Source organism: Ruegeria sp. YTSA168 (assembly GCF_059610045.1).
Genome location: NZ_JBXWMW010000003.1, coordinates 443,104 through 465,490 on the forward strand (window position 1 = coordinate 443,104; position 22,387 = coordinate 465,490).

Genomic DNA, 22,387 nt, shown 5'->3' on the forward strand with positions numbered 1-22,387 from the left:
AAAATCAGTTAAGCTGGAATTATCCTTACTTTTGAAAGGTCTGAGCGATGTCGGCGATCAAGTCGGACAGCGCGTCGGGAGGGGGGACCTGCCCGGTCACCCATTGATACAGATCCTGATCGTTTTCGTTCAGCAAGGCGTCATACTGGTCCAGACCCGCCACATCCATCGTGTCCAGATTACGATCAGCATAGGCAGACAGGATCAGGTCCATCTCTTTGATACCCCGCCGCATCGACCGCATTTTCATACGTTTGATGCGGATATCGCGCGCCTCGGTCACTGGCCTGTTTCCAGCATCAGCCGCAACTTTTTTTCCAGCCGTGCGGCGCGTTCCGAACAGGCGCGCATCTCGCCGCGAATGACGCGCAGCTCGGCGACGGCACCGGCAATATCAAGATTGCTGCTCTCTGCGTCTACGGGCGCGTCCATGCCTTCGCCTTCGCCAGTCAGCAACCATTTGATCGATACATTCACCATGCCCGCCATCATCGAAAGCCGGTTCGCGCGCGGTTCAGACAGGTCATTTTCCCAATCAACAATCGTCGATTTCTTGACACCCAAACGACGGGCCAACTCTGCCTGGTTCATCCCCGCCGCCTCGCGCGCGCCTGCCAACCGGTCCCCAAATGTCGCCGCGTCTGGTCCAAACCAATCGTATTCGTCGCTCATTCAGGTCTCCGATTCCGTGTTTCATATCGCTTGATCGTCGTTCGGGCGCACCCTATGACAGTCAGGCTGAACATACAAACCGAGGCCGCCATGAGTTTCCTGTCTGCGACATTGTCCCGCGTCAAACCTTCCCCAACGATTGCGATGACAGCCAAGGCGGCCGAGCTGAAGGCCGCCGGGCGTGACATCATCGGCCTGAGCGCGGGTGAGCCGGATTTTGACACGCCGCAGAACATCAAGGATGCGGCCGTTGCGGCCATTGCGGCGGGCAAGACGAAATACACCGCGCCTGACGGCATCCCCGAGTTGAAACAGGCCGTTTGCGCCAAGATGCAACGCGATCACGGGCTCGACTACACTCCGGCACAGGTTTCGGTGGGCACTGGCGGCAAACAGACGCTGTACAACGCGCTGATGGCAACCCTGAACGCGGGGGATGAGGTTGTCATTCCCGCGCCATACTGGGTCAGCTATCCGGATATGGTTCTGCTGGCGGGCGGAACACCGGTGATTGCTGAAACTTCAATTCAGACGAGCTTCAAGCTGACTGCCGATCAGCTTGAGGCCGCGATCACACCCAAAACAAAATGGCTGATCTTCAACTCTCCGTCGAACCCGACTGGTGCAGGCTACAGCCAGGCGGAACTGAAAGAGCTTACCGATGTTCTGCTGCGTCATCCCCATGTCTGGGTGATGACCGACGATATGTACGAACATCTGGCCTATGACGGGTTTGAGTTCTGCACGCCTGCGCAGGTCGAGCCCAAGCTTTATGATCGCACGTTGACCTGCAACGGCGTGTCCAAGGCCTATGCCATGACAGGGTGGCGGATCGGCTACGCCGCCGGGCCCGAGCCGCTGATCGCCGCAATGCGCAAGGTACAGTCGCAATCCACCTCGAACCCTTGTTCAATCAGCCAATGGGCTGCGGTCGAAGCACTGAACGGCACGCAGGATTTCCTGGCCCCAAATAACGTGACCTTCAAACGCCGCCGCGATCTGGTTGTCGATATGCTGAACGCCATCGACGGCATCAGCTGCCCCACCCCGGAAGGTGCTTTTTATGTCTACCCGTCCATCGCGGGGCTGATCGGCAAGACAACCCCTGCCGGCACCGTGATTGAAAACGACGAAGCCTTTGCAACGGCTCTGCTGGAAGAGGCCGACGTAGCGGTGGTGTTCGGCGCAGCCTTTGGCCTGTCGCCCAATTTCCGGGTCAGCTACGCGACTTCGGATGAGGCGTTGAAAATAGCCTGTACCCGCATTCAGCGCTTTTGCGCGGCCCTGATCTGAACGGAGGCCTTGATGACAGCGGAACTGCCTGAATATTACTTTCGTGTCCGCGAGAATGGCGCGGCTGTGTTCAAGGTCGACACCGAAAACCGCCAGCGGCGGATCGAGATGGACCAGATCGCGGTGATCAACATCCGCAACGGTGAGGTCAAGCCGCATGGTCAGCGCAGCCTGACCGATGCCGACAAGGCTGAGATTGCGCGATGGATGGATGATCGCAAGGCCCTGCTGGCCCGGCGTGACATAGATGATATCCACCGGGCGGTTGATTATCTGAACGTGACAACGCAATGGGCTCAATCCAAAGCCACCGACGACCAATTGGACGACGTCACCGACCGGCTTTTGATGGCGATGCACGATCTGCGATCTGTGTTGGTTCGAAAAAAGGCGGATCGACTGGAAAAGGACTGATGGTTACTCAGCCGGAACGCCCACTTCACGCACGGATCGCATCCAGAACCGCGCCATCAGCAGTACAGCTGCACATGCGAGCCCCAGAACCAGACCCATCCACACGCCAATGCCATCCATGCCTCGGACAAAACCAAAATAGTAGGAAGATGGCAGGCCAACGACCCAATAGCTCAATGCGGCCATGACCATCGGAACCTTGGCATCCTGCAAGCCACGCAGCAGGCCCAGCGCGATGACCTGAGCACCATCGACCAGTTGAAACAGCGCTGCCATGGCGAGCAGCCCAGTTCCGATGGCCAGGATCTGGCCACGCTGCGGGTCATCAGATTCCATAAACAGTGAAATCAATGGCTCGGCACAGGTGAGGAAGAGGATCACCGTCAAAACGGACATAACCAGTGACATGATGGTCACTGCGATAGCGCCTTTCTCGAGATGCGCCCGATCTCGCCGCCCCAGAGCATTGCCAGCCCGAATGGTCGCCGCGTTCGATAGACCCAGATGCACCATGAAAGTAGCCGATGCCAGGTTCAACGCGATCCCATGCGCCGCGAGAGGCACTTGACCTAGCCATCCCATCATGACCGCCGAAGTGGCGAACAATGTGACCTCGGCCAGCGTTGTCAATCCGATAGGTACGCCAAGGCGCAGAACGCTTCCAAACATCTCCCAATCCGGGCGCCAGAAGCGCTGAAACAGGTTGTATTGAGGCAGGACATAAACTGCATAGGCAACAACCGCGACCAGCGACACAATCTGCGTCACCACAGATGCAATGGCCGCGCCCATCACCCCAAGCTCGGGCGCGCCCCAGTTCCCGAAAATCAAGGCATAGTTGGTCACGCCATTCACAAGAGCGGCGACAACCGTGATCCACAGGACAATCTGGGTACGTTCCAGCGCCGCAAGGTAGGATTTGAGCACCATGACCAGCAACGCTGGGAACAGCCCCCACCCCGCCACGCGCAGGTATTGTGCGGCTGTTTCCGCCACTTGTGGCTCTTGCCTCAAAGCAATCAGGATAGGATAGGACCACCACAGCAATGGCATAACAAACGCTGCATAGAGCAATGACAACCACAGCCCCATGCGCGTCGAGCGGCGGATGCTGGTTTCATCCTCTTCCGCTGCCGCCGTTGCAACCATCGGCATCACGGCCCAGCCAAACCCGGCCCCGAACAGGAACAGAACAAAGAAATAGCTGCTGGCCAGCGTCACCGCCGCCAAAGCTTCGACCCCATACCAGCCCAGCATGACAGTGTCGGTCAAACCGATTGCAAACTGTGCCAGATGCCCGCCGATCAACGGCAAGCCCAGCACAGCAATGGCCTTGAAATGGGCCGGATATGTCATCACCTTGTTCATCCGACCAGCCATATGCGCGGCCCGAAGCCGGGGCAAGAGCGGATCAGATAAATATCATCATGAGACTTATGCGCTGACGCATGGCTGTGGGTGTCACAACCTCAAAACTCAATTCTGTATATTCATGTGCCGGGATGCAGCGAAGCGCCCAGAATATGTTCGGACTGGTGAATCACGTGATGGGCCTGCCCGACAATCAGAGGGTCGGGCTCACCGACGATGGCTTCGTCTTTCTCGGGGTAGTCAAGCGACGCCAGAAAGTGGCGCATGCAATTCAATCGCGCACGTTTCTTGTCGTTCGATTTGACTATGGTCCAGGGCGCATCGGCGGTGTCGGTATAGAAAAACATCGCCTCTTTCGCCTCGGTATAGTCATCCCATTTGTTCAAGCTGGCCTTGTCGATGGGCGACAATTTCCACTGTTTCAACGGATCGGTTTCACGGCTTTTGAACCGGCGTTGCTGTTCATTCTGAGTGACCGAGAACCAGTATTTGTACAGTCGAATACCCGACCGGACCAGCATCCGCTCCAGATCCGGTGTCTGGCGCATGAATTCCAGATATTCATTGGGCGAGCAAAACCCCATCACACGCTCAACCCCGGCCCGGTTGTACCAGGACCGATCATAGAACACCATTTCCCCGACCGTCGGCAACTCCTGGACATAGCGTTGATAGTACCATTGCCCTTTCTCTTCCCAGGTAGGTTTGTTCAATGCCACAACGCGCGCCTGCCGCGGGTTCAAATGCTCCATGAAGCGCTTGATCGTGCCGCCTTTGCCAGCCGCATCGCGCCCTTCGAACAACAGCACGAACCGCTGCCCCGTCTCCTGCGCCCAAAGCTGTACTTTCAGCAGTTCCGCCTGCAACAAAGCCTTCTGAGCCTCATAGTTTTTGCGCGCCATCTTGTGCCCATAAGGGTATCTGCCACTTTCGAACGCCTTGCGGATTTTTTCGCGGCTGGGTTGAGCCGCCTTCTGCTCGGGTTTTGGAACGATTTTGACAGAAGATTGCTTTGCTTCGCTTGTTGTTACGGCGTCCATGCAGCGTTTCCTTTCCCTCGTTGTTCCTGCACGGCTAGCAGAAAGCGCGGAATTGCGCTTTGATCGGCATCAAATAGATGTGGGGGAAAGCCATCATATCGCTGTTCAACAATCGGGGTAGAAATGGACACGGAATTCGCGAAGTTGAACGGCCATCCCTTCTTCCTGCGTCACTGGGGTGAAAGCGACAAACCACCATTGCTGATGTTACATGGGTTCCCGGAATATGGCGGGGCTTGGAGCGATCTGGCCCCGCACCTGGCCCACCGCTTTCATTGCATCGCCCCAGATCAGCGCGGTTACGGGCAAAGCTGGTGCCCCGATGGTGTCGGCAATTACACCTTGTCCCAGTTGGTGAAAGATATGGCGGCTTTGATCGAACGGCTTGACGGTCCCATATGCGTCATGGGCCACGATTGGGGCGCGTCGGTGGCCTATGGGTTGGCGATGTTCCGCCCCGATCTGGTCAGCCGACTGATTATCGCAAACGGCGTCCACCCTGTGCCGTTTCAGCGCGCCATGGCGGCAGGTGGCGCGCAATCCAAAGTTTCGGCCTATATCAACGACCTGCGCGCGCCCGACGCAGCGCAGAGATTTTCCGCAGACCATTTCGCGCGCCTGGAACGTTTCTTTCGGTTCGGCATGGGGCTGGACTGGTTGTCTGATGCGCGGATGCAGGACTATCGCACAGAATGGGCCCGCCCCGGTCGGCTTGAGGCGATGCTGAACTGGTATCGCGCCTCACCACTTGTGGTCGCTGACCCCGGAAAACCGCTCACTGACCTGCCCGAACTGCCTTTGGATCGGTTACAAGTGCGGTGCCCGCATCTGTTGCTCTGGGGGGCAGATGATAAAGCGTTATTGCCCGAATCCACGGCCGGGCTTGAGGCTTTTGCCCCTGACCTGACCCGCATCGATATTCCTGGCACAGATCACTGGCTGCATCACCAGCGGCCCAAGGGTATTGCCCAGGCCATACGGGATTGGATCGCAGACTGAACCCCTAGGTATGACCCCAATCTTCGGGGTCATCCGAATTGTTTGGCGACAGCCCCAGAACATCCCCTTGGGTCGAGCAGCCCAACCCCAAAACCGTCCGGTTGGCGTAGGAGAAATAGGCACAGACCTGATTGATCTCTAGGATTTCACCATCCTCCCACCCGGCATCGCGCAGGGCAATCACATCCGCCTCGACCATGTCCGCCGGTGCTTGGGTCAATTTCCGGGCATAGTGCATCGCAGCAATCTGAGCCGGGTCCAACGGCGCATCTTCAGGACGCCCTACCTCAATCGCTGCGCGGATTGCGTCCCCGCGCGGCGCGTCGCGCAACAGCCGCTGCAAACCGCTGAAATGATGTTCCACGCAATAGCCGCAGCGATTAAGAGAACTCACCCAAACGCCCAAAACCTCAAGAAACCACTTTGGAACCGTGTTTCCTGAATGATGCAACACGGTCTTATAGATGGCCATATGACCTTCCATCGAATGCGGACGCAAAGAATGCACCATCATGATGTTGTCCACATTTTTGTTCGGTCCGGTCACCCGGTCATAGAGTTTTCGCAGCCGCCCTGTGGCCTGCTCAAACGGGACGGTTTTAATCCAGCTCATACGCAACCTGCCTAGTTGATCCCGCCTGTAAGTTACTCATAAATCTCTGAGTTATCGAGAGAAACAGGAAATCGGTGCATTGTTGTTTAACCTCATTATGCTTCTGCACCTATTTCGTGTATGATGAACTTGTACTTTCATTAAAGTTGTTCATCGCGAGTAAATTAGATGAAATTTGTAACGATACTCGAAATTAATAACGACCCACTGAGCTCGATTAATGTAACTGTCCTGAACGCATTTCAAGTGGCAGTCATCGACAATGACGACACACTAGAAGATCCAGATGCCGATGGTGGCCCGCAGCTGGATGTTTCGGGCGTGCCAGGGTTCCGAGGCAACTCAACCAATTTTCAGACCTTTGAGACCTATAGCGGCACAGTCGGCGGTTCACCCGTCACGTTCACGCTGCTTCAGTTTTCGAACCCACAATATATCATCGTCACCTCTGGTACGGCAAATGTTGGCGATACAATCGCAAACACCAACAACACCATCGTCACCGCTCCGCCCGTTGACTACGACACACTGCCCTCCTTTGTCTGCTTTACTGCCGGGTCTTTGATTCTGACCCCATGCGGCGAACGACGCATTGAAACCCTCAGGCCCGGAGACCCCGTAATCGTCGCAGATGGCAGCAGCCGTCCTGTGCGCTGGATTGGTCGGCGGCATCTATCCTCGACTGAGTTGAGGAAATCCCCAAGATTCTGCCCCATTCGCATAGGTAAAGACAGCTTATCGCCGGGATGTCCCACACGCGATCTGTTGGTTTCCCCGCAGCATCGGATCGTCGTGTCCTCACACCAGATGCAACTGTATTTTGGTGATAGGGTGATGCTTGCCCCGGCCAAGGGGCTTGTTGACGGGCAATCTGTTACACAGGTTCCCCCAGATCAGGATGTGGAGTACATCCATATCCTATTTGACCAACATGAGCTGGTGCAGGTCGAGGGCCTTTGGTCAGAAACATTTTTTCCCGGTGATACCAGTCTGGACGCAATGGCCCGCGAAACCAAGCGAGAGCTTTTTGAGCTGTTTCCCGAACTGATGTCGCGTGACGGGCCATTCGGCGAAACGGTCCTTCCGGTTCTGAAACCGCGTGAAGTGCAATTACTACAGCCAACACTTCGAGCCCCGACCGAAGTTCCCATCGCCTTCTAGCGGTTGCACCTACAAAGCCCACGCGATCCTGTTGCCGCGAAACGGCACGATAGGGCGATTGAGGCACGCAAATTCTCCACAACACCTCGTGGCCCTCTTCCCCCGAACCACATCCCCTGCCATAATGGAGGAAACTCAAGAACAAGAGCAGCACCCATGCCCGACGATCTGTTGACGCCCGACGCAACCAATACCTATGACGCCTCCTCGATCGAGGTGCTGGAAGGGCTGGAACCGGTCCGAAAACGCCCCGGTATGTATATCGGCGGTACCGATGAACGCGCGTTGCACCATATGGTGGCCGAAATCCTCGACAATTCGATGGACGAAGCGGTCGCGGGCCATGCCAACCGGATTGAAGTTGAACTGCACGCGGATTACGCCCTGACCGTCCGTGACAACGGGCGCGGTATCCCGATTGATCCACACCCCAAGTTCCCGGACAAATCGGCGCTTGAGGTCATCCTTTGCACTCTGCACGCGGGCGGTAAGTTCTCGGGCAAGGCCTATCAGACCTCGGGCGGTCTGCATGGTGTTGGCGCATCCGTGGTCAACGCGCTGTCGGATTCGATGGTCGTGCAGGTGGCGCGAGACAAAACGCTGTTCGAACAGCGCTTCTCACGCGGTGTTCCGCTTGGCCCGGTGGAGAAAATCGGCGCGGCCCCCAACCGGCGCGGCACGACCGTGACCTTCCATGCCGACGCCGACATCTTCGGCCATCACAAGTTCAAACCGGCGCGGCTGTTCAAATCCATCCGATCCAAGGCTTATCTATTCTCAGGCGTGGAAATCCGCTGGAAATCCGCCATCGACGATGGGGAAACGCCAACCGAGGCGACGTTCCATTTCCCCGGCGGGCTCTCTGACTATCTGAAAGAGACGATGAACGGCTCCTCCACCTATGCCGAGCAGCCTTTCGCCGGCACCGTGGACTTTCAGGAGAAGTTCGGCGCCCCCGGCAAGGTCGAATGGGCGATCAACTGGACGCCCTCGCGCGACGGGTTCATCCAGTCTTACTGTAACACCGTTCCCACGCCCGAAGGCGGCACCCATGTCGCGGGGTTCTGGGCTGCGGTCCTCAAGGGGATCAAGGCCTATGGTGAGTTGATCAACAACAAGAAGGCCGGTCAGATCACCCGCGACGATCTGATCACCGGCGGCTGTGCTTTGGTGTCCTGTTTTATTTCGGAACCGGAGTTTGTGGGCCAGACCAAGGACCGTCTGGCCACGGTCGAAGCCCAGAGATTGGTCGAAAATTCTGTCCGCGACCATTTTGACAACTGGCTGGCCGCGGACACGAAATCCGCCGGCGCGATTCTGGATTTCCTCATCCTGCGGTCAGAGGAACGCCTGCGCCGACGGGCCGAGAAGGAAACACAACGCAAGTCCGCCACTAAGAAACTTCGTCTCCCCGGCAAGTTGGTGGACTGTTCTAGTTCAACACGGGACGGCACGGAATTATTCATCGTCGAGGGCGATTCTGCGGGCGGGTCCGCAAAAATGGGCCGGGACCGCAAAACACAGGCCCTGCTGCCCCTACGCGGCAAGATCCTGAACGTGCTGGGTGCGGCCAGTTCGAAACTGGGCACCAATGCCGAGATCAACGACCTGACGCAGGCGCTGGGTGTGGGGCTTGGCACCAAGTTCAACGTCGACGACCTGCGTTATGACAAGATCATCATCATGACCGACGCGGATGTGGACGGCGCGCATATCGCAGCACTGCTGATGACGTTCTTCTTCACACAGATGCGACCAATGATCGACGCAGGGCATTTGTACCTCGCCTGCCCGCCTCTGTACCGCCTGACCCAAGGCGCCAAACGGGTCTATTGCCTGGACGAGGCCGAGCGGGATGAATGGTTGGAGAAAGGTCTGGGCGGCAAGGGCAAGATCGACGTATCCCGCTTCAAGGGTCTGGGCGAAATGGACGCCAAGGACCTGAAAGAGACCACGATGGACCCATCGTCCCGGAAATTGATCCGGGTCACCATCGACGAGGACGAACCCGGCGAAACCGGCGACCTGGTCGAGCGCCTGATGGGCAAAAAACCCGAACTGCGGTTCCAGTATATTCAGGAGAACGCGCGGTTTGTGGAGGAGTTGGATGTTTGAGATTGCGGACTATCAGAGCTTCTTCGGAGGCTTTGCTAGTGCCGTAACCATCTTGGTAGCTACTATTGGTTTTCTTGGCTGGTTAAAGAACAGATCAAAGAGGCTATTCAATGATACCAAACGGAATGAGCTGACCCCGCGAAATTTGCCCAGAAACTTCACAGTTGAATTCCACTCGAACGGGCATAGCGGTTCGAACGCTATTGTCGATCATCATTTTCTGAGCAATCGAAGCGACATAAACATTACTGATGAAGACTTTATCTCATACATAACTATTCCAAAGATTGGTGAAGGGACAATTTACTCCGCTAGTCTCCACGACTCGGATATGACCGGAGACGCTTCATTGCATATTGAACTCGATGGTATTGTCTTAAAGAATCTTTTCATCCCTCGCGGAAAAGGGATCATTCTAGAACTTGCTCACGACGGTTGCCTTGGTAGACAGATAAAATCATCTCCCAAATCCTTGCCCGACCTCAAATTCAAGCAGTTCAAACCCTTCTTCGAAAACGCTTCTGGCTTCGTGATGGTAGCTACGATGGCTATAGCAGTACTAAATTTTGAATTCTGGCCGGGCATTGCGATCCATGGTAGCAAAGGCGTTACCACCCCGCTGATGTTGACATTTTTAGCAATGGTGACACTTGTATTGATTCTTCAAATACTTGACCGCGGAGTATCAAAGCGCTGGAAAGCTTCTAAACTAGTACTAAGGATATTTGGGACAACTGACGCTGAATTTGAGTTCATGGCACTAAGAGGTGGAGCCGAGCTACAACGTCGTAGCTTTCCGGAGTGATAGAATCTGCAGTCAGCGTTTTATCCATTGTAGTCTAAGCTCACAGCCCGAGGGTGGGTGCAGAACGCGCCCGCCGTCAAACCAAAGGTTTGCCTTCGGCGAAACGGGAGCAGGTCGGGCGCGTGCTTGATGCGGAGCATCAAGCATTGGGTGGATAGCGCGGGACGCCTCACCCCGTAGGCCGGGCTTCAGCCCGGCACCACCGATACGCCACCAACCGCTCCACATTGCGCCCCGCCGACACACACCCTGTAAGACGCAACAACTGCGTGTGATCCAGGTTGCACGGGGCCGTGCAGCGCCTAAACTCGGGGTCATGACATTTGTGACCGAAAACCAGTTGCCCCTGCTGATCCTGTTCTTTGTGCTGGGACTGGTCGGAACCGGCTTTCTGTTCCGCAAACCCGCAGGTCACCGTGCTTGGAAACTGGCTGATCTGGTCTGGGTCGTGCTGGGCGGTATCGGTGCTTTGGTGGCCGTTCTGGCGGGGCTTTATACGGCCGATAGCTCTCGGTTGGATCGGCAGATCGATGTGGCCTATGCGGCCTCATCCGCCTTTGATCGAGACGCCGCGCGGTTCAGGTTGCGGTTCTGCGATCCGGCCTATGACCCCGACACGGGCGTTCTGTGCGAAAAGGTCGAGTTTCTGTCGGCCTCCACCGCCAGCAATGCCGACCTGCCGCTGTTCATCGAGGTCACAAACGAAGTCGCCCCTCTGCAAGGTCTGCATTTCCTCTTTGGGCGGCAAGAGAAGGATGAGATGGAGCAGATGTCGGCCAAGGCGGATGCGTTCGACATCGATCAGTTTCTGGTCTTCACCTCGCTGGATGACAACACGCAGACCGCCATAGACAATATGCGCCGCAAAGTGCCCGCGATTGCAGGAGACTACCTGATCCTTGCCCAGAGCTATGACGATCTGATCGAGCAGGTCGGCAAGCTCAAGGACGAATGGGAATATCTGCAGGATAACGCGCATATTCTGGTGCTACAGATCGTCGCGTTGTGTCTGGTCAGCTTTGCAGCACCCTTCCGGCTGGGCAAATCTATTGTCGAACTGCGCACATCCTTCAGCGTCGGTACGCCTGTGCCAGCCGTTCCGGATCAGCCCCAAGAAGATAGCGCATCAGGGTCCACAGGTTCCGAGCCCCCCGCCGCAGCCAGCCCGTCCGCTCATAACGCTCGGCACTCGTGACGACGCGCGCCTCCAACAGCGTTATCCTCGGCAATGCGCGTGCAAGGGCGACATCCTCCATCAGCGGCTGGTCCTTGTAGCCCCCGGCGCACAGGTAGACATCGCGCGGAACCAGCAAACCCTGATCCCCATAAGGCAGGCTGAACACGCGGCTGCGCACGTTGGCCCAGCCGGCGACCCAGCGCGGCGCTAATCCCTTGGCGCGAAAGGACAACCGAAAGGCCGCCGGGGAGTGTAAGGCCAAATGGTCCGCCACAGGTTTTGTCCAACCTGGTTCCAGCACGGTATCGGCGTGTAAAATCAGCACCCAATCACCCTTGGCCAGGGCGCAGCCACGCTGCAATTGACCACCGCGCGAGGCGGGTCCGTCGACCAGCTCAGCCCCAGCTTCTTCGGCGATGTCTAGGGTCAGATCGGTCGACCCGCCATCGCTGATGATCAACTCACGGATCAGGCCCCCATGCAGACCTTCCATCAGGGCCTGCAAACATGCAGGCAGCGTTGGTTCTGCATTCAATGTCGGGATCACGATGCTGATCGGCGCGGGCACAGCTGATAACCTCTGGTCTTGGCAGCAGGATTTCCTATATCACGAGGTCAGAGCAAATGACGAGGACCCTGCCATGCCCAATCGCCGCATCCTGCGCCTGATCGGCTCGGATACCGAGAGCTTTTTGCAGGACCTGATCACCAACGATATCGGCGGGCTGGACGCAGGGCTGGTCTATGCGGCGCTGCTGACCCCCCAAGGCAAATACCTGGCCGATTTCTTTCTGAAGCGGGATGGCGACGCCGTGCTGTTGGACGTGGCCGAGGCGCTAGGGGATGGGCTGGCAAAACGGCTGGGCATGTACAAATTGCGCGCCGATGTGGCGATTGAGCCCGCGGGCTTGAACCTCCAGCGTGGCACGGGGCCCGCGCCCGCAGGTGCCCTCCCCGATCCGCGCCATGTGGACATGGGCTGGCGCGCTTACACCGATAGGCCCGAAGGTGATGACGGGACCGATTGGGATGCGATCCGTGTGCGCCACTGCATTCCCGAAAGCGGGATAGAACTGCACCCAGACAGTTACATTCTGGAATCGCGTTTCGAAGACCTGAACGGCGTGGATTTCAAAAAAGGCTGCTATGTCGGGCAAGAGGTCACCGCCCGGATGAAACACAAGACCGAGCTGCGCAAAGGGCTGTGCCGGGTTCGGGTCGAAGGCAGCGCGCCAGCAGGAACCGAGATCAAGGCCGACGGCAAACCGGCGGGGATCCTGTTCACACAATCCGGGGCGCATGGGATCGCCTATCTGCGCTTTGATCGTGCCAAGCGCGAAATGCGCGCCGAGGGCGCCGTGATCACACGCGTCGACTAGACCAAGCGCTGTTGCCGATCCGTTACGCTTGTACGCGACCCGCTGCCGATAGGTTTGAACTGCGCGCGCCCGCTGCCAAACTAAGGGCGCCGAAACCATCCGGGTGCCGTCATGCTAAAGCTCTACACCGCAATCTGGCGCGCCAGCGCAGGGCGGCAGATTGTTCTGATCGTACTGTCACTGGCCGTTGCAGCGCTGGCTGCGGTTCCACTGGAGTTTCAGCGAGACATCATCAACCATCTGACCTCGACCGATGTGGGGATCGAACGGCTGGTTCTTTTGGGCCTTGGGATGATGGGTGTCATCCTTTTGAGCCTCGCGCTGAAATGGGTCTTGGGATATCGTGCCGGAACCCTTGGTGAGGACCTGATCCGCCTGATCCGCCAGCGCCTCTTGTGGCGTTCGACCGATTTGAACGCGTCCGGTGAAACGCTGCGCAAGGGTGCAATGAGCACCGCAATTTCGGCCGAAGCGGAGGAGCTCGGGAAATTTGCAGGTGGTGCGTTCTCGGATCCGGTGGTGCAGATCGGTACCCTGATCAGTGTGATCGGCTATATCTCGTCCACCCAACCGGGGCTTGGGATGATTGCGTTTTCAATGATCGTGCCACAAATCATTATCGTCCTGATATCGCAGCGTAAAGTGAACGTCTTTGTCGCTGAACGTGTCCGTGTTCTGCGCCAGGCCACTGACACTCTGACCACTGATGATTTGAAAGCGGCCGAACACGATATCAACGCGATGTTTGACGACATTTATGAAACGCGGCGGCGGATGTTTCTGTGGAAGCTATCAGCGAAATTTCTTCTGAGCGTCATCAATTGCGCAGGCACTGTCGGCGTTCTGATGCTGGGCGGCTGGCTGGTTCTTCAAGGCCGAACCGATGTCGGCACCGTGGTGGCCGCAACCAGCGGGCTCAGCCGCATTCAGGGGCCAACGTCATTCCTGATCGCGTTCTACAGGCAAGTCAGTGCAAATCGTATCAAATATGAACTGATGCTAGAGTTATTCGGCCCCGACCCGTCACACTATCGGCAGACACGCAAGCCATAAGAAAAGACCGCGCAGCGGATGCCGACGCGGTCTATCAGATTTCCGGAACGCTTGATGCAGTGTTACGCGCGTTCGGAGTATTCCATTGTCTCGGTGTTCACGATGATCATCTCATCCTGCCCAACAAAGGGCGGCACCATGACCTTGACGCCATTGTCCAGGATCGCCGGTTTGAACGAGTTCGCAGCGGTCTGACCTTTGACGACCGGCTCGGTCTCGACAATCTTGCAGGTCACCTTTTGCGGCAGCGTCGCGTTCAACGCCTCGCTTTCATAAAATTCTACAACAATTGTCATGCCATCCTGCAGAAACGGGCGGCGTTCGCCCAGCAAGTCGGCAGGCAGTTCGATCTGCTCATAGGTCTCGGCATCCATGAACACCAGCATGCCATCGGATTCATACAGGAACTGCTGATCCTTCTGTTCAAGGCGGACGCGTTCGACCTTATCGGCGGAACGGAACCGTTCGTTCAGCTTGGATCCATTGCGTAGGTTACGCAGCTCGACCTGCGCAAAAGCTCCGCCTTTACCGGGCTTTACGTGATCCACTTTGACAGCTGCCCACAGCCCGTCGTTATGCTCAAGCACATTGCCGGGGCGAATTTCGTTCCCATTTATCTTGGGCATTACATATTTCCTTCACAAACGGTTGATGCGTCAGTTGCCGTCCCTATATCTGGCAGGACCAACCCTGACAAGACAACGACACTTAGTGCTGCACCCGCAGCAAGCTATGCACATGACGCAACGCAACTATGCAAATTAGGTGTATCCGAATCGCACCTAATAGGTCATAAGGACCGTCACGCCGAAAATGCAAGAGCAAGAACAACAAGGAAGACGAGATGAGAGATTTCGTTGACGGCACTGCCTTTAACAATGAGCAAGGCAATCGTGCTCGCAAACTTTTTGCAGCCGTTGTGTTGGCTGCGCTTGATGATGCTATCGCCGATGACAAGAAGTACGGCAATGGCCCAGAACAAATTGCCCGCTGGGCCCGTTCGCGCGATGGGCGCGAAGTGCTGTCCTGCGCCGGTATCGACCCGAATGAACGCGTTGTCAGCGGATTGATGGAATTTGTCGGCCGCGGTGTGCGCACCTCGGTGGCACTGTCGCGCGAAGAGAGCGAGCGTCGCAACGCCGCTCAGCAGGCCGAAGCGGCCTGAACCCGCAAAATGCCGGTTTTGAAAAAACGCGCTCCTGTCACCGGGGCGCGTTTTTCTTTATCTGGTTAGAAGAATTTGGTCAGAAAAACCGCAACCATTGCCAAGCAGTCCAGAATTCAGCACCCAGCAATACAGTAAAAAACACCTTGGCCATGATCGAAAGACCCCGTCGCCACAAGACCGCATACGCGGCGGCGCAGATCAGGGCTGAGATCGGCACAACCCAGAATGCGTGATGCGTGCTGTCCCAATAGCTGACAGGGCTGTGAAAGACCCAGTCGCTGAAAGGCCAGAATTGCGGGCGCCCATCGCCGGCATGCAGCAGGAAATCCGTTGCCAGATGCAGCATTCCTGCAGAGGCGGTCACAATCAGGAATGGCCAGCCTCGCCACACCCCCAATGTCAAGGCCAGCCCCCAAAGAACAAACGAGTTGTCGATCGCAAAGATCGTCTGCCATGTGGATGAGAAGTAAAGCTGATCAAAGACGACATTTGGTGGGATGCCCAGGATATAGAGGGATGTGCCCGCCATCAGGTAAAGCGACAGATCCGGCAGCAACGAGCCCAGCAATGCGGCCCCCAGAATATGCCCCTGTGCGGGCCGAGCAAAAACGGCGGCGCCGATCAAAAGATGCGCGGGCGTGTTCATCCGGGGCTTTCCCTTCGGCGTCAAATCAGGTCATCTGCACGCCAGCATAGGAGACGACCATGGTTCGTGCCATCATGATTCAGGGGACCGGCAGCAATGTCGGGAAATCGGTTCTCGTGGCCGGTCTGGCGCGCGCCTATACGCGGCGCGGATTGAGTGTCGCTCCGTTCAAACCGCAGAACATGTCGAACAATGCTGCGGTGACCGAGAACGGGGGTGAGATCGGTCGGGCTCAGGCCCTGCAAGCGCGGGCTGCAAAACGTGCCACGCATACGGATATGAACCCGATCCTGCTGAAACCCGAAACCGATACTGGTGCTCAGATCATCGTGCAGGGGCAGCGCGCCGGCACCATGAAGGCGGGAGACTATCGCAAAGACAAATCCAAGCTGTTGGGCGCGGCGTTGGAGAGTTTTGACCGGCTTTGCAGCGATGCCGATCTGGTATTGATCGAGGGCGCAGGAAGCCCCGCCGAGACCAACCTGCGCAAGGGCGACATCGCCAATATGGGCTTTGCCTGTGCGGCGGGTGTTCCTGTGGTTCTGGTCGGTGACATCCACAGGGGCGGCGTGATCGCGCAGATCGTTGGCACCCAGGCCGTACTGGATGACGGCGATCTGGCGATGATCAAGGGGTTCGCCGTGAATCGGTTCAAGGGCGATGTGTCCCTGTTCGATGAAGGGCGTGATGACATTGCGGAACGCACCGGTTGGCCGTGCTTGGGCGTTGTGCCCTGGTTCGACGGCGCGTGGAAACTGCCCGCCGAAGACATGATGGACATTCGGTCCCATACCGGTGGTGCCTGTAAGGTTGTGGTGCCACAGCTTGAGCGGATGGCGAATTTTGACGATCTGGACCCTCTCTCCGCAGAACCCGGCGTGAGTGTCGAGATCATCCCAGCAGGCCGCCCCCTGCCCGGCGATGCCGACCTTGTATTGCTGCCCGGCAGCAAATCCACCATCGGCGATCTGACCTATTTCAGAGCGCAGGGGTGGGATATCGATCTATTGGCACATATCCGCCGCGGTGGACACGTTCTGGGCCTGTGTGGCGGCTATCAGATGCTGGGTAAAACCATCGCTGATCCGGATGGCGTGGATGGCCACCCGGGAACGGTTGAAGGGCTTGGCCTGCTGGACGTTGACACAGTCATGGCAGGCAGGAAACGCGTGACGCTGACCGAAGCCGTTGCCCTGCCCAACCGTGCGCCTGTCAGCGGGTATGAAATTCACATGGGCCGGACCGAAGGCCCGGATTGTGCGCGTGCCTGGCTAGAAGTCGCTGGCCGCCCAGAAGGAGCCGCCAGCGCAAACGGCCGTATTCTGGGCAGTTATCTGCACGGCATATTCTCATCCGATGCGTTCCGCGCCCAATATCTGGCGACATTGGGTGTGACGTCTGAAAATGCGTATGAGGACGGGGTTGAGCAAACGCTTGATGCGCTGGCCGATCACCTGGAGCAGACTATGGATTTAGACCAGTTGCTGGAACTGGCCCAAGCACCAAAACGCGCCTGAGCGGCTATTCCAGCTCCTGCGCAGCCAATGCGCGATAAATCTCGCGCCGCACCATTTTGCGGACATTGCGCGTGATCCGTTCGCCCAACGCGCCTTTCAGCTCTTCCCGGACAACCTCGGCGATTATTGAACGCAGCGCCTCTTCGTCAATTGTCAGTTCCCCAAGCTGCGCAGTCTCCTGTTCCGCAGGCTCGGTCACGGGCGCAGCCTCGGCAGAGCGGATAAATGTGGCGGGCTGCGCCTCATCACTTTCTAACTCTTCTTGTCGAGGCGTTTCGACAACTGGTTCTTCGGCGTCGGAAGCAACTTGATCGCTCTCGGGCTGCGCATCTTCTGGCTGTTCATCCAGCGAGGCTTGCCCATCACTTTCAGCAAATGCCGTACCCGTATCCCAGGACAGGCTTTGATTCGGTGTACCTGAATAGGCATCATCGCTGTCGCCGTCAGGCTCCCACTGATCTTCAGTTCGGGCAATGGCGGCTTCCAGCGCTTCAATCTTGGCACTCAGGCTGAGTGTCGGGTCTTCTGACGGCTCTGCCTGCTCACCCATCGCCGCATCAGGAGGGGCATTCTGATCGGCGCCCGCATCATCTCGCACGATATCGCAGGCGCGCAGCAGCATCGGCTTGGCCGAAACTTCAGCGCTGTATTCGGGTTCCAGTTTAAACGGGGCGGTTTCAGCCGCAGCGGGTTTGGAAATGCGCAACGCGTCCGTCAGCACCAAACGACCCGGCTTGCGCGCCTTGGTGCTCTGATCAGCCCCCTCACCCGCTTTACCTTCTTCACTGACCAGACGTTTGACCGAAGACAACACGTCTTCGATCCCGGCTTTTACGACATTATCCGCCATTTTTCTCTACCGCTCTATGCTCAGAGCAGAGTGTAGCCAATCCTGTCAAAGCGAACAACAAATAGTATTGCTCGTCAGTCCCGGCGCAATGCTTTTAGCACGCGATCCAGATCCTTGCTCTGCTTACTGACCTGAGCGGGCGCATTTTTAACCAGATTGTAATACAGTGTCGGGTCGTAAATCTGCACAGCCAGTCCCAGACGCTCGGCCGTCAGCAGGCCCTGAGCCTGAAGCAACTGATACGCTGCCAGCGAACGCTCGGTCCGCGATGCGATCTCAGCCAGTTGCGCATCCAGCAAATCCTGCTGGGCCGTCAGCACATCCAATGTGGTTCGTGCACCGAGAGTGGCCTCTTCCCGAATCCCGTCAAAGGCTACCTGTGAGGCTCGAACGCGTTCGGTCGATGCTGTCAGGCTGGCCGTTGCAGTTTGAAACCGCACATAAGCATCGGTCACACCCTGTGTGATGTCTTTTTGAACATTCAAAAGATTCGCGCGCGATGCATCGCGTGTCGCCATGGCACGACGAACACTCGCCGCCAGTCGACCACCAGCATAAATTGGCTGACTCAAACTAAGAGCAACACCTGCAGTATTTTGATAGTCGTCATCATCATAGTCTTCTCTAACACCAACGTCAGCACTCAAACTGACATTAGGACCAAGATTCGCACGCTGCTGCTGAACGATGAGATCCAAAGCTCGCACCTGGTGCTGAGCGGACAGGATTGAAGGGTGGTTGCGCAACGCCAGATTGATAGCTTCGGACTGCGAGCGCGGCAGGTTTGGAAGACTTGGTTGGCCGGATGTACGCCCCGGCAGTTTACCAACAGCGTTCACATATTCTGCCTGCGCCGTGCTGAGGTCCCCCTGCGCATCGGCCAAATCTGCACGTGAGCTTGCAAGTTGTGATTCAGACAGCGCCACGTCTGTTCGTGTAACTTCACCGACTTCAAAACGGTCATTCGAGGCACGCAGTTCTTCGCTCGACAAGTCGACGTTGTTTTGACGAATCTGAACTGTCTCTTCCTGAAGCAACACGCCAAGATACGCCGTTGCAGCACGAAACAGAACCTGTTGCTCGATATCAATCAGGGACTGTCTTGTCGACAAAACGGTTTCCTGCGCTGACTGCTTCCCCAACACAGACGCCCCACCATCATATAGAAGCTGGCTAAGCGTTAGCCCCGAAAAGAAACGCGATGGGTTGGCTGTTGCGACAGATGCGCCGGTTCGCGTCTTCGAGTAGTCCTGGCTTATGTTCACTGTCCAGTTAATGATTGGTCGCAAAGCAGCAAGAGCAATCGCCACGTCTTCATCTGCAGCCCGCAGCAACGCGCGGTTTTGCTCCAACAATCCGCTGGTGTTGTAGGCTCCGATAAACGCATCAGTAAGGTTATCAGCCCATGCATGACGCAGCGGCATAACGCTTAAGGCCAGCCCTGCGGTCAATGCACATGCTCTGACCAGTTTGCCAGTCGCAGTCCTACGCATCACCAAATCCTCTCAACTCAAAATTTTCTGCTCTGTCGGCAATTTGCGCCGCCATTTTCAACTAATCAAGGTGGCAGACAAAACTACCTAACGACTATAGCGAAAATGCACCCTGATGGGAAAAGCTATCAAGCACCGGCGCACTGGCATTGAACGCATCGCGCCAACTGACGCGTCCACCTGCTTTGCGCCCGATGCGAACGACACCCAAGCCGTCCTCGACAAACAAACAGGCAATGCGGCCATTCTCTTTCAATTGATCCAACAGAGCATCAGGGATCTGATGCACGCCACCCTGAATCATGATCACGTCATACGGCCCGTGTTCTTCCGCGCCCTGCTCAAGCGGACCGACGTGAACCACGGCATTGTCTGCAGCGACTTCAGTCAAAGCAGCTTGCGCCTCAGCCGCCAGCGCTTCGTCGCTTTCTACGGCAACAACCAATTCTGCCATGCGCGCAGCCACTGCTGTCGAATACCCCAGTGCCGGTGCGATATCGAGCACGACCTCATCATTGCAAATGTTCAGCGCATCCAACATCTTGGCCAGGGTCCGAGGCTCCACCAAGCTGCGTCCGTTCCCAAGACTGATCACATCTTCGACATAGGCGGCTTCGCGCTGCGAATCCGGCACAAAGTCTTCGCGCGGCACCGTGAGCATAGCATCAATGATCGGGAACTTCGTCACATCCGAAGGTCGTACCTGAGTATCAACCATAATACGGCGCCGCGTTGGGAAATCTGTCATGTGATCTCTCGTCTGAAGTCTCAAGCCTGTTCGGCTTTTGCCACATCCCTTAGTCACCGGCAACGCCCCTATTGCCGCAATCCCTCATCAACGATCATTGGACCGCACACAAAATCGCGGTAATTCGCACGATGCCCCCGAATTTCGCCGCTGTCCTCTGGACGCCCCGTCGCAAAGCTGCTAAAACGCCACGAACACCACGGCAAGTATTTGATTTTGCTTGAAAAGGCGAGTTGGCGGAGTGGTGACGCAGCGGATTGCAAATCCGTGTACACCGGTTCGATTCCGGTACTCGCCTCCAATAAAATCAATGACTTGCGTCATTCCACATCTCCTTCACTGCCTTTTTTGAAACAAGTGTTGAAACTTTCACGTTTCGGTCTTGCTTCGTTCCATTTGATTTCTTGCCTCTTGAGCGCGCCTAGCTAGTTCCCTCTGGCGGATCGGCCCGCCGTATTTTTTCAGCATCTCAACGCCTGAGTGGCCGGTGACAGCCTTGACCATTTCGTCATCACATCCAGCCAGATAAAGTTCGATCGTCGCATTTTTCCTGAGACCGTGCGTTTTGTAGTAACTCGCCTTCTCGTGCTTCATCTTCTTTTTGATGGAGCGCATTTCCTCAGCGACGATGCGATAGCTGACCGACCTGCCCTTGGTGTCGGTCACGACCGTGCCGTCCGTTCGCTCGAGCCCGTCCAGGTGAGCCTTGAGACGGTCAGTGAGCGGGATCCACAGCGGCTTGTCGGTTTTACCCTGAGTGAAATCGAATCCTTCGTCGGAAAAGTGTGCCCACTTCATCTTTACGACGTCGCCAATTCGCTGGCCTGTGCCAACGCAAAGCTCGTAAACCAGCCGCGCCCTCTTTGAAGCCAGCGCTTCGAACTCGGCGCGAACATCATCTGGCCACGGCTCCCAGCCGTCGCTCTGCTGCTTGAAAAGCGGAATGCCCTTCGCCGGATTGCCGTGCTCCTTCTTAATAAAGCCAATCAATCGTGCGTGGTTCATCAAGACGACCATGACCTGGACGAGATAATTGGCTTGCCGCCAGTGATCCGCATTAGCGCGGTGCAATTCGTAGATATGATGGGTCTCGATTCTGGCCGGGTCTTTCTCGGCCCAGATCTCACGAATGTGGCTGATATACCGCCGATAGTCGGATCTCGTCCGGGGCTTCAGCTTTTTGTAGGCGTCGCTCTCGTAGTAGCTCAGGATTAAGGCCTCAAAGTTACGCTTCACCGGCGCAGGCGCTGGCTTTCCTTTAAGCAGGCGATTGTAATGATCCCAAAATTCCGGAGTGCCCGCTTCCTCATGCATCATGACAGAGATGCCGCGCGAACGCCGGATGAACCGAAGGTATCCTCTGTCATTGTAGACGTATTTTGGAAGGCTCTTGCGGGTCATTCGCCCATTCTCAGATCACTGTTGAGAAAGTCGTCAGCTGCCTCTGGCGCGACCATGTTGGCATCGACGATGACACTGCCATCTGGCTTGATCTCGAACTTCGCGCGTTGCCAACCTGCCTCCCGCGCCTCGCGGATAAAAGCCGAGGCCGCTTGTTTCGCTTTCGTCTGTGCACTTACTTTCGTCATCTTATCGACACCTCTCTCACCTCGTTAACAACGCGCATTATCACCCTGATCTATATTGATATTTCCGATTGAAGCGGGAGTGGAGCGCCTGTCCTTTGCCGCGCGAATTGCGCGGATCACCTCAGAATTCTGGGAGTTGCCATTGCGATCGGACTCCGCCTTGATCCACTCCTTGAGCTCTTGCGGAAGCCGAAGTTGCATTGGTTTACGACTGTTCATGAAACGCCTCCAGGTTGAAACAATATCCCGTTAGTGGCATTTAGCCACTATTGCGTCAATCGCTT

At 56.7% G+C, this 22,387-nt stretch carries 24 protein-coding genes, 1 tRNA gene and 1 pseudogene; 12 read left to right on the forward strand and 14 right to left on the reverse strand.

All coding sequences use genetic code 11. From position 1 onward, the window contains the following. Nucleotides 1-25: 25 nt before the first annotated feature. A complete protein-coding gene (locus tag AC2FFE_RS08865; protein WP_496817293.1) occupies nt 26-283 on the reverse strand; it encodes a succinate dehydrogenase assembly factor 2 in 258 nt (85 codons plus the stop codon). Then, the gene (locus tag AC2FFE_RS08870; RefSeq protein WP_496846433.1) at nt 280-672 is read right to left on the reverse strand and encodes a helix-turn-helix domain-containing protein; all 393 of its coding nucleotides are present in this window, start codon (nt 670-672) and stop codon (nt 280-282) included. Before AC2FFE_RS08870 ends, AC2FFE_RS08865 begins: the two co-directional genes overlap by 4 nt. Nucleotides 673-762: 90 nt before the next feature. Here AC2FFE_RS08870 and AC2FFE_RS08875 point away from each other — a divergent pair, with 90 nt between their 5' ends. Both AC2FFE_RS08875 and AC2FFE_RS08880 read left to right on the forward strand, forming a co-directional pair. Next, nucleotides 763-1,965 (forward strand): pyridoxal phosphate-dependent aminotransferase, encoded by a 1,203-nt coding sequence (locus AC2FFE_RS08875; RefSeq protein ID WP_496846472.1) that lies wholly within the window; start codon nt 763-765, stop codon nt 1,963-1,965. Nucleotides 1,966-1,977: 12 nt separating this feature from the next. Then, entirely contained in the window at nt 1,978-2,379 is a 402-nt protein-coding gene (locus AC2FFE_RS08880) for a hypothetical protein (protein WP_496817291.1), read from the forward strand. 3 nt (nt 2,380-2,382) lie between these two features. Here AC2FFE_RS08880 and AC2FFE_RS08885 read toward each other — a convergent pair whose 3' ends face one another. Together AC2FFE_RS08885 and ppk2 are read right to left on the reverse strand one after the other, a co-directional pair. Then, on the reverse strand, nt 2,383-3,747 hold the full coding sequence (locus AC2FFE_RS08885; protein ID WP_496846473.1) for an MATE family efflux transporter: 1,365 nt from the start codon (nt 3,745-3,747) through the stop codon (nt 2,383-2,385). A gap of 122 nt (nt 3,748-3,869) precedes the next feature. After that, complete coding sequence (gene ppk2 / locus AC2FFE_RS08890) at nt 3,870-4,790, reverse strand: polyphosphate kinase 2 (RefSeq protein WP_496817290.1); 921 nt, start codon at nt 4,788-4,790, stop codon at nt 3,870-3,872. A gap of 123 nt (nt 4,791-4,913) precedes the next feature. Here ppk2 and AC2FFE_RS08895 point away from each other — a divergent pair, with 123 nt between their 5' ends. After that, on the forward strand, nt 4,914-5,789 hold the full coding sequence (locus tag AC2FFE_RS08895; protein WP_496846434.1) for an alpha/beta fold hydrolase: 876 nt from the start codon (nt 4,914-4,916) through the stop codon (nt 5,787-5,789). A gap of 4 nt (nt 5,790-5,793) precedes the next feature. On the opposite strand, the gene AC2FFE_RS08900 is transcribed toward AC2FFE_RS08895, so the two are convergent. After that, nucleotides 5,794-6,402 (reverse strand): carboxymuconolactone decarboxylase family protein, encoded by a 609-nt coding sequence (locus AC2FFE_RS08900; RefSeq protein ID WP_496846435.1) that lies wholly within the window; start codon nt 6,400-6,402, stop codon nt 5,794-5,796. A 168-nt stretch (nt 6,403-6,570) separates the two neighbouring features. On the opposite strand from AC2FFE_RS08900, the gene AC2FFE_RS08905 reads away from it, so the two are divergent. From AC2FFE_RS08905 to AC2FFE_RS08920, 4 genes and pseudogenes are all read left to right on the forward strand, one after another. Continuing rightward, on the forward strand, nt 6,571-7,563 hold the full coding sequence (locus AC2FFE_RS08905) for a Hint domain-containing protein (protein ID WP_496846436.1): 993 nt from the start codon (nt 6,571-6,573) through the stop codon (nt 7,561-7,563). 156 nt (nt 7,564-7,719) lie between these two features. Further along, nucleotides 7,720-9,678 carry a DNA topoisomerase IV subunit B gene (gene parE, locus AC2FFE_RS08910; protein WP_496817286.1) on the forward strand — a complete coding sequence of 653 codons (1,959 nt, stop codon included), beginning with the start codon at nt 7,720-7,722 and terminating at the stop codon, nt 9,676-9,678. Then, nucleotides 9,671-10,483 carry a hypothetical protein gene (locus AC2FFE_RS08915; protein WP_496846437.1) on the forward strand — a complete coding sequence of 271 codons (813 nt, stop codon included), beginning with the start codon at nt 9,671-9,673 and terminating at the stop codon, nt 10,481-10,483. Before parE ends, AC2FFE_RS08915 begins: the two co-directional genes overlap by 8 nt. A 316-nt stretch (nt 10,484-10,799) precedes the next feature. After that, a pseudogene (locus AC2FFE_RS08920) lies at nt 10,800-11,546 on the forward strand (hypothetical protein); the annotation flags it as partial. A 7-nt stretch (nt 11,547-11,553) separates the two neighbouring features. On the opposite strand, the gene AC2FFE_RS08925 reads toward AC2FFE_RS08920, so the two are convergent. Further along, complete coding sequence (locus AC2FFE_RS08925) at nt 11,554-12,228, reverse strand: TIGR04283 family arsenosugar biosynthesis glycosyltransferase (protein WP_496846438.1); 675 nt, start codon at nt 12,226-12,228, stop codon at nt 11,554-11,556. Between the two features lie 73 nt (nt 12,229-12,301). Here AC2FFE_RS08925 and ygfZ point away from each other — a divergent pair, with 73 nt between their 5' ends. After that, nucleotides 12,302-13,039 (forward strand): CAF17-like 4Fe-4S cluster assembly/insertion protein YgfZ, encoded by a 738-nt coding sequence (ygfZ, locus tag AC2FFE_RS08930; RefSeq protein WP_496846439.1) that lies wholly within the window; start codon nt 12,302-12,304, stop codon nt 13,037-13,039. Nucleotides 13,040-13,150: 111 nt separating this feature from the next. Further along, nucleotides 13,151-14,092: an ABC transporter transmembrane domain-containing protein gene (locus tag AC2FFE_RS08935; RefSeq protein ID WP_496817282.1), complete on the forward strand. Its 942-nt coding sequence runs from the start codon at nt 13,151-13,153 to the stop codon at nt 14,090-14,092. Between the two features lie 62 nt (nt 14,093-14,154). On the opposite strand, the gene efp is transcribed toward AC2FFE_RS08935, so the two are convergent. Then, nucleotides 14,155-14,718, reverse strand: a complete 564-nt coding sequence (efp, locus tag AC2FFE_RS08940; protein ID WP_480542209.1) for an elongation factor P — start codon at nt 14,716-14,718, stop codon at nt 14,155-14,157. 218 nt (nt 14,719-14,936) lie between these two features. Between efp and AC2FFE_RS08945 the strand changes: the two genes are divergently transcribed. Next, nucleotides 14,937-15,257, forward strand: a complete 321-nt coding sequence (locus tag AC2FFE_RS08945; RefSeq protein ID WP_037310273.1) for a DUF6280 family protein — start codon at nt 14,937-14,939, stop codon at nt 15,255-15,257. A gap of 79 nt (nt 15,258-15,336) precedes the next feature. Here AC2FFE_RS08945 and AC2FFE_RS08950 read toward each other — a convergent pair whose 3' ends face one another. After that, complete coding sequence (locus AC2FFE_RS08950; protein ID WP_496846440.1) at nt 15,337-15,906, reverse strand: cobalamin biosynthesis protein CobQ; 570 nt, start codon at nt 15,904-15,906, stop codon at nt 15,337-15,339. Between the two features lie 59 nt (nt 15,907-15,965). On the opposite strand from AC2FFE_RS08950, the gene AC2FFE_RS08955 reads away from it, so the two are divergent. Beyond that, nucleotides 15,966-17,423, forward strand: coding sequence for a cobyric acid synthase (locus AC2FFE_RS08955; protein WP_496817280.1), 1,458 nt, complete (start codon nt 15,966-15,968; stop codon nt 17,421-17,423). Between the two features lie 4 nt (nt 17,424-17,427). Here AC2FFE_RS08955 and AC2FFE_RS08960 read toward each other — a convergent pair whose 3' ends face one another. From AC2FFE_RS08960 to AC2FFE_RS08970, 3 genes are all read right to left on the reverse strand, one after another. Beyond that, on the reverse strand, nt 17,428-18,273 hold the full coding sequence (locus tag AC2FFE_RS08960) for a hypothetical protein (protein ID WP_496817279.1): 846 nt from the start codon (nt 18,271-18,273) through the stop codon (nt 17,428-17,430). A gap of 74 nt (nt 18,274-18,347) precedes the next feature. Further along, on the reverse strand, nt 18,348-19,766 hold the full coding sequence (locus tag AC2FFE_RS08965; protein WP_496846441.1) for a TolC family outer membrane protein: 1,419 nt from the start codon (nt 19,764-19,766) through the stop codon (nt 18,348-18,350). Nucleotides 19,767-19,860: 94 nt separating this feature from the next. Next, nucleotides 19,861-20,514, reverse strand: a complete 654-nt coding sequence (locus AC2FFE_RS08970) for a protein-L-isoaspartate O-methyltransferase family protein (RefSeq protein ID WP_496817277.1) — start codon at nt 20,512-20,514, stop codon at nt 19,861-19,863. A 227-nt stretch (nt 20,515-20,741) separates the two neighbouring features. Between AC2FFE_RS08970 and AC2FFE_RS08975 the strand changes: the two genes are divergently transcribed. Continuing rightward, nucleotides 20,742-20,815, forward strand: a tRNA-Cys gene (locus AC2FFE_RS08975). A 68-nt stretch (nt 20,816-20,883) separates the two neighbouring features. Here the strand turns inward: AC2FFE_RS08975 and AC2FFE_RS08980 are convergent. The 3 genes from AC2FFE_RS08980 to AC2FFE_RS08990 are packed head-to-tail and all read right to left on the reverse strand — an operon-like array spanning nt 20,884 to nt 22,322. Then, nucleotides 20,884-21,915, reverse strand: a complete 1,032-nt coding sequence (locus AC2FFE_RS08980; protein WP_282094138.1) for a site-specific integrase — start codon at nt 21,913-21,915, stop codon at nt 20,884-20,886. Then, on the reverse strand, nt 21,912-22,103 hold the full coding sequence (locus tag AC2FFE_RS08985) for a hypothetical protein (RefSeq protein ID WP_058291186.1): 192 nt from the start codon (nt 22,101-22,103) through the stop codon (nt 21,912-21,914). The genes AC2FFE_RS08980 and AC2FFE_RS08985 overlap by 4 nt, the downstream gene beginning before the upstream one ends. Before the next feature lie 24 nt (nt 22,104-22,127). Next, nucleotides 22,128-22,322, reverse strand: a complete 195-nt coding sequence (locus AC2FFE_RS08990) for an Arc family DNA-binding protein (RefSeq protein ID WP_170695082.1) — start codon at nt 22,320-22,322, stop codon at nt 22,128-22,130. Between the last annotated feature and the right edge of the window lie 65 nt (nt 22,323-22,387).

What these genes read in the sequence shown, in the direction of transcription:
- AC2FFE_RS08870 (WP_496846433.1), bottom strand. Translation starts at nt 672, where the DNA reads ATGAGCGACGAATACGATTGGTTTGGACCAGACGCGGCGACATTTGGG.
- AC2FFE_RS08875 (WP_496846472.1), top strand. Translation starts at nt 763, where the DNA reads ATGAGTTTCCTGTCTGCGACATTGTCCCGCGTCAAACCTTCCCCAACG.
- AC2FFE_RS08880 (WP_496817291.1), top strand. Translation starts at nt 1,978, where the DNA reads ATGACAGCGGAACTGCCTGAATATTACTTTCGTGTCCGCGAGAATGGC.
- AC2FFE_RS08885 (WP_496846473.1), bottom strand. Translation starts at nt 3,747, where the DNA reads ATGAACAAGGTGATGACATATCCGGCCCATTTCAAGGCCATTGCTGTG.
- ppk2 (WP_496817290.1), bottom strand. Translation starts at nt 4,790, where the DNA reads ATGGACGCCGTAACAACAAGCGAAGCAAAGCAATCTTCTGTCAAAATC.
- AC2FFE_RS08895 (WP_496846434.1), top strand. Translation starts at nt 4,914, where the DNA reads ATGGACACGGAATTCGCGAAGTTGAACGGCCATCCCTTCTTCCTGCGT.
- AC2FFE_RS08900 (WP_496846435.1), bottom strand. Translation starts at nt 6,402, where the DNA reads ATGAGCTGGATTAAAACCGTCCCGTTTGAGCAGGCCACAGGGCGGCTG.
- AC2FFE_RS08905 (WP_496846436.1), top strand. Translation starts at nt 6,571, where the DNA reads ATGAAATTTGTAACGATACTCGAAATTAATAACGACCCACTGAGCTCG.
- parE (WP_496817286.1), top strand. Translation starts at nt 7,720, where the DNA reads ATGCCCGACGATCTGTTGACGCCCGACGCAACCAATACCTATGACGCC.
- AC2FFE_RS08915 (WP_496846437.1), top strand. Translation starts at nt 9,671, where the DNA reads ATGTTTGAGATTGCGGACTATCAGAGCTTCTTCGGAGGCTTTGCTAGT.
- ygfZ (WP_496846439.1), top strand. Translation starts at nt 12,302, where the DNA reads ATGCCCAATCGCCGCATCCTGCGCCTGATCGGCTCGGATACCGAGAGC.
- AC2FFE_RS08935 (WP_496817282.1), top strand. Translation starts at nt 13,151, where the DNA reads ATGCTAAAGCTCTACACCGCAATCTGGCGCGCCAGCGCAGGGCGGCAG.
- efp (WP_480542209.1), bottom strand. Translation starts at nt 14,718, where the DNA reads ATGCCCAAGATAAATGGGAACGAAATTCGCCCCGGCAATGTGCTTGAG.
- AC2FFE_RS08945 (WP_037310273.1), top strand. Translation starts at nt 14,937, where the DNA reads ATGAGAGATTTCGTTGACGGCACTGCCTTTAACAATGAGCAAGGCAAT.
- AC2FFE_RS08950 (WP_496846440.1), bottom strand. Translation starts at nt 15,906, where the DNA reads ATGAACACGCCCGCGCATCTTTTGATCGGCGCCGCCGTTTTTGCTCGG.
- AC2FFE_RS08955 (WP_496817280.1), top strand. Translation starts at nt 15,966, where the DNA reads ATGGTTCGTGCCATCATGATTCAGGGGACCGGCAGCAATGTCGGGAAA.
- AC2FFE_RS08960 (WP_496817279.1), bottom strand. Translation starts at nt 18,273, where the DNA reads ATGGCGGATAATGTCGTAAAAGCCGGGATCGAAGACGTGTTGTCTTCG.
- AC2FFE_RS08965 (WP_496846441.1), bottom strand. Translation starts at nt 19,766, where the DNA reads ATGCGTAGGACTGCGACTGGCAAACTGGTCAGAGCATGTGCATTGACC.
- AC2FFE_RS08970 (WP_496817277.1), bottom strand. Translation starts at nt 20,514, where the DNA reads ATGACAGATTTCCCAACGCGGCGCCGTATTATGGTTGATACTCAGGTA.
- AC2FFE_RS08980 (WP_282094138.1), bottom strand. Translation starts at nt 21,915, where the DNA reads ATGACCCGCAAGAGCCTTCCAAAATACGTCTACAATGACAGAGGATAC.
- AC2FFE_RS08985 (WP_058291186.1), bottom strand. Translation starts at nt 22,103, where the DNA reads ATGACGAAAGTAAGTGCACAGACGAAAGCGAAACAAGCGGCCTCGGCT.
- AC2FFE_RS08990 (WP_170695082.1), bottom strand. Translation starts at nt 22,322, where the DNA reads ATGAACAGTCGTAAACCAATGCAACTTCGGCTTCCGCAAGAGCTCAAG.